The sequence below is a fragment of the Pseudomonas sp. 11/12A genome, assembly GCF_000800055.1.
Taxonomy (GTDB): domain Bacteria; phylum Pseudomonadota; class Gammaproteobacteria; order Pseudomonadales; family Pseudomonadaceae; genus Aquipseudomonas; species Aquipseudomonas mohnii.
On record NZ_JUGV01000001.1, the window covers coordinates 4,120,109 to 4,136,095 of the forward strand.

The window sequence follows — 15,987 nt, forward strand, 5'->3', positions numbered from 1 at the left end:
CGAAAAACCTTCATTCCATAAAATTGACTGTTGATGCTATCAGAGACGCAAGCGCCCGCCACGACTGCGTGCCGTGCCCAGACCATGGGGCAACAGGCTGGAACGGGTGTGAGCATGGCAAATGGCAATGGCCAGGGCATCCGAGGCATCGATTTGCGGCTTGCTGGTCAGCTTCAGCATATGCATGACCATCATTTGTACCTGCTCTTTGTTCGCCCCGCCCGTCCCGGTCACCGCTTGCTTGACCTGGGTTGCGGTGTATTCGGCAATTTCCAGGTTTTCTTCGGCACCAGCGACAATGGCCGCGCCGCGAGCCTGTCCGAGTTTCAAAGCCGAGTCGGCGTTACGTGCCATGAACACCTTCTCGATGCCCATGGTCACCGGACCGTAGGTCTGGATGACCTCGCGAACGCCGCGATAAACGATTTGCAGGCGCTCATGCAACTCGCCCGACCCCGTGCGAATGCAGCCCGACGCCACGTAAACGCAGCCTCGGCCGGTATCGCGCACCACGCCATAACCGGTGATACGCGAACCGGGGTCGATACCTAGAATTAAAGTCATAACGCCTGCGGGCTATTGGAAAAAACCAAGTGTCGAACCTGTAGGAGCGAGCTTGCTCGCGATGGGCGCCAACGATGATGCGGGCTAACTGAATTAGCGCGCCGCTCTCGGGCTCATCGCGAGCAGGCTCGCTCCGACAAAGGCAAAATCAACCGAGCTGTGCGGCCACCGACTCTGGAATGTCCGCGTTGGAGTAAACGTTCTGTACGTCGTCCAGGTCTTCGAGCATGTCGATCAGTTTGAGGACTTTCTCGGCGCCCTCCAGATCCAGTTCGGCACTGGTGGTCGGCAGCATGACGATTTCCGCGTCATCACCCTTGAACCCGGCCGCTTCCAGCGCGTTACGCACGGAATAGAAACCGGCAAATGAGGTGAACACGTCGATGGAACCGTCTTCGTTGGTCACCACGTCATCGGCATCAGCCTCCATGGCCGCTTCGATCAGTGCGTCTTCATCAACGCCAGGCACGAAGGAGATCTGACCCTTGCGCTCGAACAGGTAGGCGACCGAACCGTCGGTACCCAGGTTGCCGCCGCACTTGCTGAACGCATGGCGTACCGCCGCCGCCGTGCGGTTGCGGTTGTCGGTCATGCACTCGACCATCACCGCTACACCACCCGGGCCGTAACCTTCATAGGTCAACTCGACCACATCGTCAGTGTCTGCCGCACCGGTGCCTCGGGCAATGGCCCGATCAATGATGTCGCGACTCATGTTCGCACCCAGGGCCTTGTCCAGGGCCAGGCGCAAACGCGGGTTGGAGCCCGGATCACCGCCACCCTGACGGGCCGCGACGGTCAGCTCACGAATCCACTTGGTGAAAATCTTGCCTCTCTTGGCATCCTGACGTTCTTTGCGGTGCTTGATGTTCGCCCACTTGGAATGACCTGCCATAACTCGCTCCGAATTCTCTTTGACACATTACCCGCCACGCGGCGTCGCGTCGGCCGGCAAACAAAAAATTTCGACCCTTATAAAGAAAAGGCGCATCCGAAGATGCGCCCTTCAGGCCAGTCTTACTCAGCCTTAGGCGTTTCGCGCAGACGAATATGCAGTTCGCGCAATGCCTTGGCATCCACCTGCCCCGGCGCCTGAGTCATGACATCCGCCGCGCTCTGGGTTTTCGGGAAAGCGATCACTTCGCGGATCGATTGGGCACCGGTCATCAGCATCACCAGGCGGTCCAGACCGAAAGCCAGGCCACCGTGCGGCGGCGCGCCGTACTTCAGGGCGTCGAGCAGGAAGCCGAATTTCTCTTCCTGTTCGGCTTCGTTGATCCCCAGCAGACGGAACACCGACTGTTGCATCTCTTTGCGGTGAATACGAATCGAACCACCACCGAGCTCGGTACCGTTCAGAACCATGTCGTAAGCGCGGGACAGAGCGGCTGCCGGGTTGGCCTCCAGCTCTTGCGGGGTGCACTTCGGCGCGGTGAACGGGTGGTGCAAGGCGCTAAAGCTGCCGTCGTCGTTTTCTTCGAACATCGGGAAGTCGACGACCCACATTGGCGCCCACTTGCAGGTCAGCAGGTCCAGGTCGTGGCCGAGCTTGATCCGCAGAGCACCCAGGGCTTCGCTGACGATCTTCGACTTGTCGGCGCCGAAGAACACGATGTCGCCGTCGACCGCACCGACGCGATCGAGAATCACGTTGAGGTTGGCTTCAGGGATGTTCTTCACGATTGGCGACTGCAGGCCTTCGACACCCTTGGCGCGCTCGTTGACCTTGATGTACGCCAGGCCCTTGGCACCATAGATGCCGACAAACTTGGTGTAATCGTCGATTTGCTTGCGTGGCATGCTGGCGCCGCCAGGAACGCGCAAGGCGGCGATGCGGCATTTCGGGTCGTTGGCCGGGCCGCTGAACACCTTGAAATCGACTTCCTTGAGCTGATCGGCAACGTCAACCAGTTCCAGCGGGTTACGCAGGTCCGGCTTGTCGGAACCGTAACGACGCATGGCCTCTTCGAAGGTCATGTGCGGGAACTCACCGAACTCCAGATCCAGCACTTCCTTGAACAGGTTGCGGATCATGCCTTCGGTCAGGCCCATGATGTCTTTTTCATCGAGGAAACTGGTCTCGATGTCGATCTGGGTGAATTCCGGCTGACGGTCGGCACGCAGGTCTTCGTCGCGGAAGCACTTGGCGATCTGGTAGTAACGATCGAAGCCGGCGACCATCAGCAGTTGCTTGAACAGCTGCGGCGATTGAGGCAGGGCGAAGAACGAACCGGCGTGGGTACGGCTCGGCACCAGGTAGTCGCGCGCGCCTTCAGGGGTGGCGCGAGTCAAGATCGGCGTCTCGACGTCGAGGAAACCGTTTTCGTCCAGGTAGCGACGAATGCTGGTGGTCATGCGCGAACGCAGACGCAGCTTCTCGGCCATTTCCGGGCGACGCAGGTCAAGGAAGCGATAGCGCAGGCGGGTTTCCTCGCCAACGTCGGAGAACTCGTTCAGTGGGAACGGCGGGGTTTCCGACTCGTTCAGCACTTCCAGCTCGTAGCCGAGGACTTCGATCATGCCCGACGCCATGTTGGCGTTGGTAGCACCGGCCGGACGCAGGCGAACCTTACCGGTGACCTTCACGACATACTCGCTGCGCACGCGGTCGGCGGCGGCGAAGGTTTCAGCGCGGTCCGGATCGAATACGACCTGGGCCAGACCATCACGATCACGGATATCGAGGAAAATCACCCCACCGTGGTCACGGCGACGGTGGACCCATCCGCAAAGGGTAATTTCCTGGCCGTCCAGGCTTTCGTTCAGTTGGCCGCAATAATGGCTGCGCATCATGGTCGTGGTTTCACTTCTCGTAATTCGAAATTCGGTTGGAGGCCCTGCGTATATACCAGTCGGCATATGATGCAAGGGCTCGCACGTGTCGTTCAACTCAGGTCCAGACCCTAGTCAGCTTTGTCGCCGCCGGCCAGGTTCTTCTTGGAACCGGTCTTGAAATCGGTTTCGTACCAGCCAGTACCGCTCAGGCGGAAACCCGGCATGGACAGCATCTTCTTAAGCTCTGGCGCCTGGCATGCAGGGCAGTCGACCAGCGGTGCGTCGCTGATCTTTTGAATGGCTTCCAACTGATGACCACAGGAAGCACATTGATAATCGTACATCGGCATGAGGGTTGTCTCGGTGATCAGATTGCTACCGTCTACACTCGGTTTTACGGCAAAGCGCGGGATTATATCCATTAAATGCAGCCTGTGCAGCCGTAAGACTGCACAGATCGACACACCGCTGTTCCACTGAGACAGTCAGGCCATCACCATGCAACGCCCTTCCTTGCGACTGTGCACGACACAGACAACACGCACCAGACCGCTGAAATTCTTCACCCCTCCATGACGCAAATGCACTTCGCGATCCACGTAGGACAACAATGCACTGACCGAACAACAGTTGATCCTGGCCATATCGCCCAGGATATCCCAGTAAACCTGCTCAAGCCGCAAACAGGTGGCGAAGCCATTGAGCCGCACCGACCGGGACAAGGGCCGGGCCAGCCCCATATCGAATTCGCTGACAAATGGATCAATCCTTATGCCTGTGAGCGGACCGAACCTCTGCTCGTTTCGCCTGTCCTCATAATCCATACCGTTGACACTCCTTTGCCATTCCGGGTTTTCATAAGCTCAATTTGTGTGCTTATAAAACCGCGAGGGCAAAGTTATATCCAGATGACTTTATGACCATCCACGTAGGATAAGCCAACAACTGAAGGCAGATCATGGAGAGCGTCCTACTCCGTGCTTTTTCCTACGCCCCCAAGTAAAGGGTCATTCCAGCATCAGGGCGTATTGCCGAAAAAAAGACAAGACAGCGCGCAGACGACACCCGCCGGGTGTCGTCCGAGCACAGAATGAGTTACTCAGCCAGCAGTGAGCGCAGCATCCACGCGGTCTTCTCATGAACCTGCATACGCTGGGTCAGCAGGTCAGCCGTGGGCTCGTCACTGACTTTTTCCAGCAATGGAAAGATGCCTCGAGCCGTACGTGTGACTGCTTCCTGGCCTTCGACCAATTGCCTGATCATGTCCTCGGCGGCAGGAACACCTTCTTCTTCCTTAATGGAAGACAGGCGCGCATAGACCGAATAGGCACCAGGCGCCGGAAATCCGAGTGCGCGAATTCGCTCGGCAATCAAGTCGACCGCCAGTGCCAGCTCGTTGTATTGCTCCTCGAACATCAAATGCAGGGTCCGAAACATGGGACCGGTGACGTTCCAATGGAAGTTATGGGTTTTCAAATAAAGTACGTAAGTGTCCGACAGCAGCCTCGACAATCCGTCGACGATGGACTTGCGGTCCTCTTCACTGATTCCGATATCGATTGCCATGTTTTTCCCCTAAAGGTGACGAAATTCATCCGACAGGTGCAGGATCACTCTAGCAAGCCCTTCCCCCCGCTGCAGCCCTGCCTCCCCTTTTCACCCCACGAAAAATCGCCGCCTATGCACCGCTGGACTCCCTGATTTGAGTAGCTACTGGCTTTGCTGTTAAATAGGCGGTGTGTCGCTGACGCCTATATTTTCCGGGCGCCGCGCATAGGCTGACAACGGGTACGTGCCCAACGCCTCTTATTGTTCTGAAGCGAACCGTGCTCGATCAGCTCTTCCTTGTGATCCGTCTTAACGTGAGTTAATCAAAATGTTGAAAATCGTCCACCTGCTAATGGGCGCAGCGGCTCTGCTGCTGTCCTTCATCCCTAGCCTGCGATCCGAAGCCGTACCTTACCTGCAACAACCCGACGCACTGTACCTGGCCTTTTTCGGCCTGCTAAACCTTACTCTCGCTCCTGTTATCCCTTACTGGAACAAAGGCCCGCGCCATCAATTGCAGAACCTGGTCAGCGCCCTGCTGGTTCTGGCTGTTGTCCTGCAAACGCTGACGCTGATCGCACCGATGCCGGTGATCGCCGGTCAACCTGCCGTTCTGTTCAGCCTGGTCGCTGCCCTGATTGCCGTTGTTTTGCACCTGGCGGTCAGTTTTTACAAATCGTCACCGGCCACCACTTCGCCTGGCTATGACATGAGCAACCGCGATACCGGCACCGTCAAGTGGTTCAACACGTCGAAAGGCTTCGGCTTTATTTCCCGCGACTCCGGTGACGATATTTTCGTGCACTTCCGGGCCATTCGCGGCGAAGGCCACCGCGTCCTGGTCGAAGGCCAGCGCGTGGAGTTTTCCGTCATGAACCGTGACAAGGGCCTGCAAGCCGAAGATGTGATCGCCGCTCTGCCGCGACGCTGATTAAAGGCATAAAAAAACCGCGAACAGCCAGGCTGTTCGCGGTTTTTTATTGCCTGCGCCTGGGCCTTAGTAATGTGGCGGTGGCGCCTCTTCCTCGAACGACTCGAACTGGCCGGCCATTTCTTCCTGGCGCTTGAGCAATGCGGCCATTTGCAGTTGCAGGCGCTCAACCGCACGCTGCTGTGCCGCCACCACATCATTCAATGCCTGAATGGTGTCATCCTGAAACGCCAACTGGCTCTCCAGATCGGTAATGCGATCTTCCAGGCTCATGATTCAGCCCTCCACGAACGAAAAATCACTGGTCAGCACCAGACGCAGCCGATCTCGAATCGCCTCGACCTGCTCGGCACTGTAGGGTTTGGCCGGGTGCTTGCCCCAGACCGGAGCCGGCCAGGCGGCGTCCTCACGCTTGCGCACGATCACATGCATGTGTAACTGGCTGACAACGTTGCCCAAGGCCGCGACATTCAACTTGTCGGCGCCGAACGAGTCCTTGAGCACCTCGGCCAGCGCAGTGGTTTCTTGCCAGAGCCGCAACTGATCGGCGACATCCAACTGAAATATCTCACTGATATCGTCGCGGCGAGGTACCAGGATGAACCAGGGATAATTCGAATCATTGGACAACAGCAACCGACATAGCGGGAAATCGCCAATCGGCAACGTGTCTTGTTGAAGTCGTGGATCTAAAGCGAACACTGAGTGCACTCCCGCCTGGTCATCAATTTTCAGCTTAGCGCCCATCCCGAAAGATCGCGCACCAAGCGACTGGTCGGCAGCATACCTGCGAATGTCGCTGGCTTCACGAGCAACCATTGCCGAAGCCCGCCCGAGAGCCTGCAAAGGGCCGACGCGCGCCCCGAGATGAGACATTTCATGGCGAAACGCACCATTACTGACCCGATACCAGCGAAACGAATAGCGAAATGACCAGCAAATACCTATCCGTGCAGGGCGTGACAAACGCGTAACTGTACGAATTCAGTACAGCGCATAAAATTTTTTGCACCAAAACCGCACAATGCGTCTACGCTGAATGCTTCGACATCCGCCATTTACCCACTGACGGGGTGAACCGGTAACGTTTTTGGTTGTCACGCCGCCGTACATCGCGATCAACACGATGCAAACCATGGCGTCAAGCACGAATAACGGAAGCATGAACCCCCCGGTTTTATGAGGTTTTTAGCGCACCAGGCAGGCATTCAGAAAAAAAGATCAGCAAAAAGCTGGTTTGTGCACATTTGTTGCATTAGCACCCACATCGTCTATGAGGACACCGCTGGAAGCGGGAACCTTGAGACCAAAAAAAACAGTGGCAGGTAGCCCGATGGAGATTCAAACGTTTCACCAGGGACTCTTTTTACCGATGCTCAAGCCCAGAAACAGCATTAAAGTTGTCCGTCCTGTTGCATCGGGGCTGTAAATTTGCGACATCTAGCAAGCCGTTTGCGACAGGGTCGTAAAGAAGCTGAAAGGTTAGATGCGCAAGTATCGCCAACATTGTCGGCGTGATATAAGTTTGCGCCGACACAAAAAGAAAGAGCCGCCCAGATAATAAAACAGGTGGGACGGCAGTACTCTTCTAAAAACCAAAGGAGCAAATCACGATGCGCGTGATGAAGTGGAGCATGATCGCACTGGCTGTTGCAGCTGGTACCTCGCAGTTCGCAGTAGCGTCCTCCCAGGACGATTCCAAGGGTTTCTTCGGCGATGAAAGCCTGAAACTGAAAACCCGTATGGAATACATGAACCGCGATTACAAAAACGGTGTTAGCAACCCGTCCTCTGGTACCTCCGGCTACCGTCAGGATACCGGTGTTAGCCAACTGCTCACCTACGAGTCGGGCTTCACTCAAGGTACTGTAGGTTTCGGCCTTGATGCCATGGCAATGGGCTCGGTTAAACTTGACGGTGGCTCGGGTCGCCGCGGTAACGGTCTGTTCGCCAACGACAGCGATGGCAACCCGGAAAAATCCCAAGGCAAACTCGGTGGCGCAGTTAAATTCCGCCTCTCCGATACCGTACTGAAATACGGTCAGCAGTTCGTTGCCAGCCCAGTGTTTGCTACCGATGACAGCCGTCTGCTGCCAGAAGTTGCTACCGGTACCCTGATCACTTCCAAAGAAATCAAGGGCCTGGAACTGAACGCTGGTCGTTTCACTTCCCTGAGCAAACAAACTGGCATGGGTCGTGACAGCATCGGCGGTCTGCCAGATGAAAATGGCAACGGCGGCAAAGGCCTGACCAACATCAATATCTTCGGTGCAAGCTACGCTTTCACTGATAATTTCACCGGTGCCGTGGCTGCGTCGGATGCTGATGACTACTTCAAAAAGTACTACATCAACCTGAACTACACCCTGCCAATCGCTGAAAACCAGTCCCTGAACTTCGACCTCAACGGTTACAAAACCAAAGGCGAAAGCCGTGGTGACCTGGTTGACGCAATCGGTGACGGCACCCTGGGTGTGGACAACAACCTGTGGTCCCTGGCTGCTGCCTATAGCCTCGGCGCTCACAAGTTCACCGTCGCTTACCAGCAATCCAGCGGTGACAACGCTTACTACTACGGCGTTGACGGTAACAGCACCATCTTCGTATCCAACTCCATCCAGATCTCCGACTTCGTGGGTCGTGAAGAGAAGTCCTGGCAGGCTCGCTACGACCTGAACATGGCTACCTACGGCGTACCTGGTCTGAGCTTCATGACCCGTTACGTGAAGGGTGACAACATTAACGTTGCCAATGCGGGCGAAGGTAAGGAATACGAATGGAACCTGGAGTCCAAATACGTAGTCCAGGAAGGTCCGGCTAAAGATCTGTCGTTCCGCGTACGTTACGCCAACTATCGTTCGAACCAAGCGTACAGCGGCTACTCGCCTGACCTGTACGACACTCGTCTGATCGTAGAGTACCCGCTGAACATCCTCTAATCCGGGTGTAACACAGCAAGTACTGTAAAAGCCGCCCACCTCTCCAGGTGGGCGGCTTTTTTATGCCTGCCATATTCATGAAAAACCAGCAAACAACTTCATTTCATAACATCAGTCTTTTTTTCAATGAACTGATCAAAACTCACAAAAAAGCCCAAGAGGCAATTATCCTCTTGGGCCCAGTGCCACTAACGGAGCAAATAACCAACTAAGTTGGTATGGGTTACTGCACTGCCGCTTCCTGAACCACACGAACAACCCGTTGTGGAAATGGAATATCGATGCCAGCCTTTTTCAATCGATCTCGGGACTGTTCATTAAACATGAACATTACGTCCCAATAATCTGCCGTTTTGACCCACACTCGCAGGGAAACAGTGATCGAACTGTCACCCAAGGTCGAAATGACTGCCTGAGGCGCGGGGTCCGTCAAAACACGCGGATCCTTGGCCAGGTCCAGCAAGACTTGACGGGCCTTTTGCAAGTCTGCTTCGTAATCTACGCCAACGTCGAACACTACTTTGCGGGTCGGTTGGCGATTGGTGTTGGTGATGATGCCGTTCGACAGATTGCCGTTTGGCACGATAATCGTCTTGTTGTCACCTGTTCGTAACACGGTGTGGAAGATCTGGATGCTGTCGACAGTACCGGCGACACCTTGAGCTTCAATCCAGTCACCGATTCGGAAAGGCCGGAACAGCAGAATCAGCACGCCACCGGCAAAGTTCGCCAGACTGCCCTGCAGTGCCAGACCAATGGCCAGACCTGCGGCACCGATCGCAGCCACGAACGAAGTGGTTTCCACACCGATCATCGACGCCACACTGACGATCAGCAGTATTTTGAGAATGATATTCGCCAGGCTACTGATGAACCCTTGCAGGGCCAGATCCGCATTGCGCAGGGCCAAAAGACCGCCGAGCTTTTGCGTGACCTTGTTGATCAGCCACCAGCCAATGGCCAGGGTGATCACTGCCAGCAGCACACGACTGCCGTATTCCATGATCATCGGGATCCAGGCCTGGGATACCTTGACCAGGTTGTCTACTTCAGCATTCAAATCCATCTATTTTCTCCTGATTTCCGGCCATCCGGCACACGAAAAATAAACGGTAGAAATGACCGCCCCCCTCAGGGGCAATCGTTTCTACCGTTGCTTGGGCCTCGGACGCCGAAAACGCCGAGAGGTTCCCGCTTGCTACGTCAGTCGCGGAAGTTGTTGAACTGCAGCGGCATGCCGAATTCCTTGGCCCGCAGCACTGCAATGGCCTCCTGCAGGTCATCGCGCTTCTTGCCGGTGATGCGCACTTGCTCGCCCTGAATGGCGGCCTGGACCTTGAGTTTGGCATCTTTGACGTGAGCGACGATTTTCTTCGCCAGCTCTTTGTCGATACCTTCCTTGAGGACGGCTTCCTGCTTCATCAACTTGCCCGATGCAAAGGCATCCTTGACTTCAAGGCATTGCACGTCGATCTTGCGCTTGACTAGCGACAGCTTGAGGATCTCAATCATCGCTTCCAGCTGGAAATCCGCTTCGGCGGTCAGGTTGACGGTCAGGTCCTTTTCCTTGAACTCGAAGCTGCCTTTGCCTTTCAGGTCATAACGACGATCGAGTTCCTTGACGGCGTTTTCGACCGCGTTGGTGACTTCGTGTTTGTCCAGTTCGGATACCACGTCGAACGACGGCATGTAATTTCTCCAATAAATGGGCGCGCCGATGAAGCACACCTGGCTTGCGGTAAAAATCCGCGCTGATTATAACGGGTCTTTCCCATCATTCACTGTGAGCCTTCCATGCGCGCCTTAAACAGAGCAAAAAGCTGATGTCCACAACCTGGCATGTCCTGGGTGCCGGAAGCCTTGGCACGTTGTGGGCGACGCGCCTGGCTCGGGCCGCAGTGCCGGTGCGGCTGATCTTGCGGGATACCGCGCGCTTGCAGGCTTACGAGACGGCAGGCGGGCTGACACTGGTCGAACATGGAGAGGCACAGCACTACCCGGTGCCCGCCGAAACTCCTGACAGTATCGAGCCGATCAATCGCCTGTTGATCGCCTGTAAAGCCTACGACGCTGAAAAAGCCGTGGCGCAAGTCGCATCACGCCTGGCCCCCGGTGCAGAGCTGATTCTCCTGCAGAACGGCCTGGGCAGTCAGGACGCCGTCGCAGCACAAGTACCACAGGCACGCTGCATTTATGCATCAAGCACCGAAGGCGCCTTCCGCGACGGCGACTGGCGTGTGGTGTTCGCCGGTCATGGATTCACCTGGCTTGGCGATGTTGGCCATCCAGTCGCGCCGATCTGGCTCGAGGACTTGAGCGCCGCCGGTATTCCCCATGAGTGGAGCACCGATATTCTGACCAGACTGTGGCGCAAACTGGCGCTCAACTGCGCGATCAATCCGCTGACGGTGCTGCACGATTGCCGAAATGGCGGTCTGCAGGAGCATCACTGTGAAGTCGCTACCCTTTGCGGCGAACTGACCGAATTGCTTGAGCGCTGTGGCCAGCCGGCGGCGGCCGAGAACCTGCAGCAAGAGGTGGAACGGGTGATCCACGCCACCGCTGCCAACTACTCTTCGATGCATCAGGACGTGAACAACCGACGTCGAACCGAAATCGGTTACTTGCTGGGTTACGCCTGCAAGGCGTCGGACAGGCACAAGCTCAACCTGCCGCACCTCAATCAACTGCAACAGCGCCTGGTCACCCATCTGAAACGCCTTGGATTGCCCAGCGACTGAGCAGCGGCTACGCTGGCCACTTGTTCCTTTGCAGCGATAAACCTGATGCCATTGCGCCAGCGCCTTGAAAACCTTCCTGTCGGCCAGAAACTACTGGCCGCCCTGTTGGTGCTGTTGACCACCGTCCTGCTGGTCGCCAACCTGACCTTTATCAGCGCCGCGTATTACATTTCCCAGGAAAGCATGGCCCCGCAGGCCCTGCAGACCATTGGTCGACTGGTGTCCAACCCGAGCCTGGTGGCCGATGCCTTGCAATCGCCACAAAACGCCGAGCGCCTGCTCAATGAACTCAACAGCTATTCCCCGCTGCGGGCAGCCGCTCTCTATGACGGCAAGGGTGTACGTCTGGCACAGCTACAACATGGCGACCACCTGAACCTGCCCGAGCGTTACCGACACATCGAAGCCTGGCAAGCCACCGAGTTTCGCAGCAATCAAGTGATCACCCTGCCCCGCCCCGGAACTGACCCCGGCCACTTGCTGCTGGTGGCCAGCAGCGAACTGCCGATGGCGTTCTATACCGGCACCCTGACCGCCAGTCTCGGGATTCTGATCTTCAGCGTGCTGCTGTGGATGGTGATCGCCCGGCAAATCAAACGCCTGATTACCCGGCCGATCCACGAACTCGAAGAACTCTCCCGGCAAGTGACGCGGGAAGAGAACTACGCCTTGCGCGCCTCGCGCGGTAATCACGATGAAATCGGCAGTCTCGCTGAAGCGTTCAACACCATGCTTTCGCGCATCGAGGCCCGGGAGCAGCAACTCAAGCGGGCGCGGGATGATTCTCAGGCCGCTTATGACCAGGCTCAGGGACTGGCCGAAGAAACCCGGCACACCAACCGCAAACTGGAGCTCGAAGTCCAGGTGCGCAGCAAGATCGAGAAGAAACTCACCGGCTTTCAGAATTATCTCAACAGCATCATCGACTCCATGCCGTCGGCCCTGATCGCCCTCGACGAGCAGCTCTACGTCACGCAGTGGAACCAGGAAGCCAGCGCCCTCTCCGGCACGCGCCTCGATGAAGCCTTGAACCAGCCAATTTTTCTCGCTTTCGAACCGCTCAAGCCGTTTCTCCCACAACTCAAGCAAACCGTCGAACAACACACCGTGGCCAAGATCGAACGCGTGACCTGGGTCAAGGACGATGAACCCAAACACTACGCCCTGACCTTCTACCCACTGATGGGCGGCGCCGGGCGTGGGGTGGTGATCCGGATCGACGACATCACCCAGCGCCTGTCCCTGGAAGAAATGATGGTGCAGTCGGAGAAAATGCTGTCTGTCGGTGGCCTTGCCGCCGGTATGGCCCACGAGATCAACAACCCTTTGGGCGCGATCCTGCATAACGTGCAGAACATTCGTCGACGCCTGTCCCCCGATTTGCCGAAGAACCTTGAGCAGGCCGAACAGGTCGGCGTCGAACTGTCGACGGTCAATGACTACCTGCAAGCCCGCGAAGTGCCGCAGCTGCTCGACGGCATTCAGCAAGCCGGCGCCCGAGCGGCAAAAATCGTGACCCACATGCTCAGTTTCAGTCGCCGCAGCACCCGACAAATGGCCCCTTGCGATCTACCGGCGCTGATCGATCAAGCCGTTGAAATCGCTGGTAACGACTTCGACCTGGCGATCGGTTTCGATTTCAAGGGCCAGGCAATCATTCGCCAGTTCGACCCGGCGCTGGGCCCGGTGCCCGGCACTGCCAACGAGCTGGAGCAGGTGCTGCTCAACCTGCTGAAAAACGCCGCCCAAGCCATTCACCAGCGCGAAGACGACAGCGAACCGGGACGGATCATTCTGCGTACCAGGCTGAATCCGCCCTGGGCCGAAATCCAGGTCGAAGACAACGGCGTCGGCATGAGCGAAAGCGTGCGCAAACGTACGTTCGAACCCTTCTTCACCACCAAGGAAATTGGTCAGGGCACCGGTCTCGGCTTGTCCGTCTCGTACTTCATCATCACCAACAACCATAAGGGTCAGATGGAAGTGCAATCGACCCTGGGCCAAGGCACCTGCTTCACCCTGCGCCTGCCATTGGCGGGCACCCCGCTCGTCTCTCAAGAACTCAATCAGCTATCGAGGTAACCATGGGCTTTCGCTTGTCGAAGATTTACACCCGCACCGGCGACAAAGGCGAAACCGGTCTGGGCGACGGCCGCCGCGTGCCCAAGGACCATCCGCGGATAGAGGCCATTGGCGAGGTCGATACGCTTAACAGTCAGGTGGGAGTGTTGCTAGCCGGGTTGACCGCGCAAAGCGCCGAGCATCCGGGGTTGAAAGAAGTGGTCGAGGTATTGGCGCCCTGTCAGCACCGACTGTTTGACCTTGGCGGCGAACTGGCAATGCCGGAGTATCAAGCGTTGAACGCCGCAGAAATCGAACGCCTGGAAGCGGCGATCGATGTGTGGAACGAGGAGCTGGGGCCGCTGGAGAATTTCATTCTGCCGGGTGGTTCGATGCTGATTGCCCAGGCTCACGTCTGCCGCAGCCTGGCTCGCAGTGCCGAGCGTCGCTGCCAGCATTTGAACGCGCTTGAACCGCTGGCCGGAGTGGGGCTCGCATACATCAATCGATTGTCGGATTTGCTGTTTGTGATGGCGCGGGTGATTGCTCGGCGTCAGGGGGTTGCGGAGATTCTTTGGCAGCCCGCGGCGAAACCTGAAGTTTAGTCGTCGCCTATCAGGCCCTCTTCGCGGGCAAGCCCGCTCCCACAGTATCGCGTCGAACACAAAATCTGTGTACACCGCTAAACCTGTGGGAGCGGGCTTGCCCGCAAAGAGGCCGGCAGCATCACTGCATAATCAAGCCTCAGGCCAAAAAGCCCGAATCCCCGCCACACCCTGGGCACCTGCCGCCCAAGCCTTCTGAACCTCCGCAGGCCCAACGCCGCCCAGCAAAAACACTGGCTTGCTGAAGCCCTCGATCAAAGTCGAGGCCTGTTCCCAACCCAGCGGTTGAGCGCCCGGATGAGTGAGGGTCGGCTGCACAGGTGACAGGGTCACGAAGTCCACGCCCATCTCTTCGGCCAGCGCCAGTTCTTCGGCGTTATGGCAGGAAGCCGCCAACCAGCGCGACGCAGGCAATGGACGACCGGCCGCTGCGTATTTGCGCAGCTGTGCCGAGGTAATGTGCCAACCGGCGGAAGGGAAATCTCCCAGCCATTCGAACGGCCCCTTGATCATCAACTGCGCCTTGCCGGCGCACAGTCCCACCGCGTCCACAGCCAGATCACGATACTTGGGGTCGTAACCGTTCGGTGCGCGCAGCTGGATCAGCTTGATGCCGCCCGCGATGGCTTTCTGGATGCCCTTCAGCAGGGCCGGGGTTTCCAGATCCTCCGGGGTGATCAGGTATTGCTCGGGCAAACGGGCAGCGGCGACGATAGGCCGATTGGCCTCAGGAAACTCATAATTCGAGAGCTCACGGGCGGTCACCCAGGCCAAAGGCTGACCTTCGGCACCATGAGGTTCGCCGGTGAACGCCGAGACCTCCCAGACATCCAGCAATACTTGCTTGTCCGGGTAGTCGTGTTGAACCTTGATCAGCGGTCGCGCGACGTCGACGACAATGCCCAGTTCTTCGTAAAGCTCGCGACCAAGCGCCGTTTCAACGGACTCGTCAGCTTCGACCTTGCCACCAGGGAATTCCCACAGCCCACCCTGATGCTGGGTGTCGGCACGGCGAGCGATGAGGATCTTGCCGCTGCTATCACGGATAACGGCGGCGGCTACGTGTACTCGTTTCACCGCTTGATTTCCTCCAGTCCGGCCTTCTGCCAGGCCTTGAAGGCTGGCCATTGGTAGATGGTTTGAACATAGGCTTCGTCAGCTGCGGACAGCTTCACCTGATAGGTGCGCAGGCGCACGGCGATGGGCGCAAAAAACGCGTCGGCCAGGGTGGCCCGGCCAAACAGGTACGGCCCGCTTTCCGTCGCGACGGCGCGGCACTCGGCCCACAACGCGGACATGCGTTCAATGTCCGCCTGCACGTCGGCCGGAACCGGCGACAGAGGTGCATCATGGCTCAGGTCGAATGGCATGTTGCCGCGCATGGCGAAGAACCCGGCATGCATCTGTGCGCACGCCGAACGCGCCTGGGCACGGGCCGCAGTGTCTTTGGGCCAGAGGCCAGCATCGGGGAATTGCTCTGCCAGGTACTCGGCAATCGCCAGGGAATCGGCGACGGTGCCGTGTTCGGTTTTGAGCAGGGGGACTTTGCCGGTCGGCGAATGCTTGAGCAGCCGATCGCGGGTGTCCGGCTGGTTGAGCTTGATCAGCTCCTCGGTATAGGGGGCACCGGTCAGGTCGAGAGCCAGGGCGCCGCGCAGGGACCAGGAGGAAAGCAGTTTGTCGCCAATGATCAGGTGAAGGCTCATGTTCGGGACCTTTTGATGAAGGGGACAGGCCAGTCTAGCCGGTGACTGGCAGGCCGCCATCGCTAGCAGGCTAGCGCCCACAGTTGTTCGGGTTTACACAACTCCGATGTGGAAGCT

At 57.5% G+C, this 15,987-nt stretch carries 17 protein-coding genes; 5 read left to right on the plus strand and 12 right to left on the minus strand.

What is annotated here, in order from left to right:
- Nucleotides 1–39: 39 nt before the first annotated feature.
- From ruvC to GQ39_RS18965, 6 genes are all read right to left on the minus strand, one after another.
- On the minus strand, nucleotides 40–564 hold the full coding sequence (gene ruvC, locus GQ39_RS18940) for a crossover junction endodeoxyribonuclease RuvC (protein ID WP_034149140.1): 525 nt from the start codon (nucleotides 562–564) through the stop codon (nucleotides 40–42).
- Between the two features lie 148 nt (nucleotides 565–712).
- Nucleotides 713–1,459 carry a YebC/PmpR family DNA-binding transcriptional regulator gene (locus tag GQ39_RS18945; RefSeq protein ID WP_047532511.1) on the minus strand — a complete coding sequence of 249 codons (747 nt, stop codon included), beginning with the start codon at nucleotides 1,457–1,459 and terminating at the stop codon, nucleotides 713–715.
- Nucleotides 1,460–1,581: 122 nt separating this feature from the next.
- A complete protein-coding gene (gene aspS, locus GQ39_RS18950; RefSeq protein WP_047532512.1) occupies nucleotides 1,582–3,357 on the minus strand; it encodes an aspartate--tRNA ligase in 1,776 nt (591 codons plus the stop codon).
- 110 nt (nucleotides 3,358–3,467) lie between these two features.
- The gene (locus GQ39_RS18955; protein WP_007977333.1) at nucleotides 3,468–3,689 is read right to left on the minus strand and encodes an FmdB family zinc ribbon protein; all 222 of its coding nucleotides are present in this window, start codon (nucleotides 3,687–3,689) and stop codon (nucleotides 3,468–3,470) included.
- Between the two features lie 135 nt (nucleotides 3,690–3,824).
- Nucleotides 3,825–4,163, minus strand: a complete 339-nt coding sequence (locus tag GQ39_RS18960) for a ribbon-helix-helix domain-containing protein (protein WP_047532513.1) — start codon at nucleotides 4,161–4,163, stop codon at nucleotides 3,825–3,827.
- Between the two features lie 271 nt (nucleotides 4,164–4,434).
- The gene (locus GQ39_RS18965) at nucleotides 4,435–4,905 is read right to left on the minus strand and encodes a Dps family protein (RefSeq protein ID WP_047532514.1); all 471 of its coding nucleotides are present in this window, start codon (nucleotides 4,903–4,905) and stop codon (nucleotides 4,435–4,437) included.
- Between the two features lie 310 nt (nucleotides 4,906–5,215).
- Here GQ39_RS18965 and GQ39_RS33615 point away from each other — a divergent pair, with 310 nt between their 5' ends.
- The gene (locus GQ39_RS33615; RefSeq protein ID WP_047532515.1) at nucleotides 5,216–5,818 is read left to right on the plus strand and encodes a cold-shock protein; all 603 of its coding nucleotides are present in this window, start codon (nucleotides 5,216–5,218) and stop codon (nucleotides 5,816–5,818) included.
- 66 nt (nucleotides 5,819–5,884) lie between these two features.
- Here GQ39_RS33615 and GQ39_RS18975 read toward each other — a convergent pair whose 3' ends face one another.
- Nucleotides 5,885–6,091, minus strand: a complete 207-nt coding sequence (locus GQ39_RS18975) for a SlyX family protein (protein WP_047532516.1) — start codon at nucleotides 6,089–6,091, stop codon at nucleotides 5,885–5,887.
- A 3-nt stretch (nucleotides 6,092–6,094) separates the two neighbouring features.
- The gene (locus GQ39_RS18980) at nucleotides 6,095–6,520 is read right to left on the minus strand and encodes an HIT domain-containing protein (protein ID WP_047539015.1); all 426 of its coding nucleotides are present in this window, start codon (nucleotides 6,518–6,520) and stop codon (nucleotides 6,095–6,097) included.
- 911 nt (nucleotides 6,521–7,431) lie between these two features.
- On the opposite strand from GQ39_RS18980, the gene GQ39_RS18985 reads away from it, so the two are divergent.
- Nucleotides 7,432–8,757 (plus strand): OprD family porin, encoded by a 1,326-nt coding sequence (locus GQ39_RS18985; protein WP_047532518.1) that lies wholly within the window; start codon nucleotides 7,432–7,434, stop codon nucleotides 8,755–8,757.
- 223 nt (nucleotides 8,758–8,980) lie between these two features.
- Here the strand turns inward: GQ39_RS18985 and GQ39_RS18990 are convergent, their stop codons facing one another.
- Both GQ39_RS18990 and GQ39_RS18995 read right to left on the minus strand, forming a co-directional pair.
- On the minus strand, nucleotides 8,981–9,823 hold the full coding sequence (locus tag GQ39_RS18990) for a mechanosensitive ion channel family protein (protein ID WP_047532520.1): 843 nt from the start codon (nucleotides 9,821–9,823) through the stop codon (nucleotides 8,981–8,983).
- 137 nt (nucleotides 9,824–9,960) lie between these two features.
- Nucleotides 9,961–10,446, minus strand: coding sequence for a YajQ family cyclic di-GMP-binding protein (locus tag GQ39_RS18995; protein WP_047532521.1), 486 nt, complete (start codon nucleotides 10,444–10,446; stop codon nucleotides 9,961–9,963).
- Nucleotides 10,447–10,580: 134 nt separating this feature from the next.
- Between GQ39_RS18995 and GQ39_RS19000 the strand changes: the two genes are divergently transcribed.
- The 3 genes from GQ39_RS19000 to GQ39_RS19010 are packed head-to-tail and all read left to right on the plus strand — an operon-like array spanning nucleotide 10,581 to nucleotide 14,164.
- Nucleotides 10,581–11,498, plus strand: a complete 918-nt coding sequence (locus tag GQ39_RS19000; RefSeq protein ID WP_047532522.1) for a putative 2-dehydropantoate 2-reductase — start codon at nucleotides 10,581–10,583, stop codon at nucleotides 11,496–11,498.
- Nucleotides 11,499–11,543: 45 nt separating this feature from the next.
- Nucleotides 11,544–13,580, plus strand: coding sequence for a sensor histidine kinase (locus GQ39_RS19005; protein ID WP_047532523.1), 2,037 nt, complete (start codon nucleotides 11,544–11,546; stop codon nucleotides 13,578–13,580).
- 2 nt (nucleotides 13,581–13,582) lie between these two features.
- Entirely contained in the window at nucleotides 13,583–14,164 is a 582-nt protein-coding gene (locus GQ39_RS19010; RefSeq protein ID WP_047532526.1) for a cob(I)yrinic acid a,c-diamide adenosyltransferase, read from the plus strand.
- A gap of 132 nt (nucleotides 14,165–14,296) precedes the next feature.
- On the opposite strand, the gene GQ39_RS19015 is transcribed toward GQ39_RS19010, so the two are convergent.
- Complete coding sequence (locus tag GQ39_RS19015; RefSeq protein WP_047532528.1) at nucleotides 14,297–15,241, minus strand: Nudix family hydrolase; 945 nt, start codon at nucleotides 15,239–15,241, stop codon at nucleotides 14,297–14,299.
- Complete coding sequence (locus GQ39_RS19020) at nucleotides 15,238–15,870, minus strand: glutathione S-transferase family protein (RefSeq protein ID WP_047532529.1); 633 nt, start codon at nucleotides 15,868–15,870, stop codon at nucleotides 15,238–15,240. Before GQ39_RS19020 ends, GQ39_RS19015 begins: the two co-directional genes overlap by 4 nt.
- Nucleotides 15,871–15,987 lie beyond the last annotated feature (117 nt).